General features: G+C 45.6%; 1 protein-coding gene and 1 pseudogene. Both read right to left on the bottom strand.

From position 1 onward, the window contains the following. Positions 1 to 885 (bottom strand): hypothetical protein (locus DWB84_RS18770; protein ID WP_187411354.1); only part of this gene is annotated, 885 nt, incomplete at its 3' end. A 33-nt stretch (positions 886 to 918) separates the two neighbouring features. After that, a pseudogene (locus DWB84_RS18775) lies at positions 919 to 1,172 on the bottom strand (hypothetical protein); the annotation flags it as partial.

Here is a 1,172-nt window from a genome sequence, read left to right on the forward strand (position 1 = left end):
AGGTTTTGACTCCTCCGGTAGTGGCTGAGCTTTGCCAATATCCTTTGGATTGATAGGCCACTTCAATTCTCCGAACTCTGGCGTAATTGACATGTCCGGGCAAACGGCTTTTACGGCATTCCAATCGGCAAGGGTTTGGGGGCCAATTTCAAGTCGAAATGAAGCGATAATTTTATCGGCAAGCTCCAGCATGGGAGTAGGATTTACCCTGTTGACTTTGTAGATAGGGGTTCCACCAAAATCGAAAAATAAACACACTAGTTTTTTATTTGAAATAGGGAAAAAAACGAGGCGATTTAATTTGGGATTTTCTTTCGATGTATTGCCGATCACATGAATATCCATAAGCGCGGCTTTGATGGTGTCGTTGATATCGAGAACTTTCCAGTTTAGGGGGCCACGAAAATGTGGTTTTCCTCCGGTTTTTACGTGGCCAAAAAATGAATTCAAATAATCCACAATGGCGTTTTCAAAAACGCGGGGATGGAAAAAACTGCTATTAGCAAACATCTCGGCTTTCCATGGCGTGATTAATGATGCCGATAAACTCAGGTTCGATTTGATTCCCATAAACCAGGGGCCTACAAATAGCCATGTTCTGCCAAAGAAATGTTCATGGTCCCAGCGCCCGCCTGTGGTTTGGAGCGCCCTTTGGCCGTTGTTATAGGAGTGTTGAGTAATATCTCCTCTGGCAGGAGATAAGGACTTGATGCCTAATCCTGGATCGCCAATAACTGGATTTACCAAAGGGCATCGGAAATAAAAATAGGAGTCCCTCAGTTGCCATTTGTATTTCAACATCCAGGGGAAATATGGCCCTTTGGGTGTCACGGGCTGATTGCTGTGGCGCAATATCAATGGAAAGTAACGTAACCAGTCCAGCACTCTAATTAACTCCAATCGTCCACGAGCGGCAGGTTAGTTCTTTGGCAGCTTTCCCTTGCCTCGCTCAATCAGCTCCACCAAAGGTTTTGACTCCTCCGGTAGTGGCTGAGCTTTGCCAATATCCTTCGGATTAATAGGCCACTTTAATTCTCCGAACTCTGGCGTAATCGACATATCCGGGCAAATGGCTTTTACGGCATTCCAATCGGCAAGGGTTTTAGGGCCGACTTCAAGTCGAAATGAGGCAATGATTTTTTCGGCAAGCTCCAGCATTGGTGCAGGGTTTA

This window comes from Saccharophagus sp. K07, from assembly GCF_014336955.1.
In the GTDB taxonomy this organism is placed as follows: domain Bacteria; phylum Pseudomonadota; class Gammaproteobacteria; order Pseudomonadales; family Cellvibrionaceae; genus UBA5868.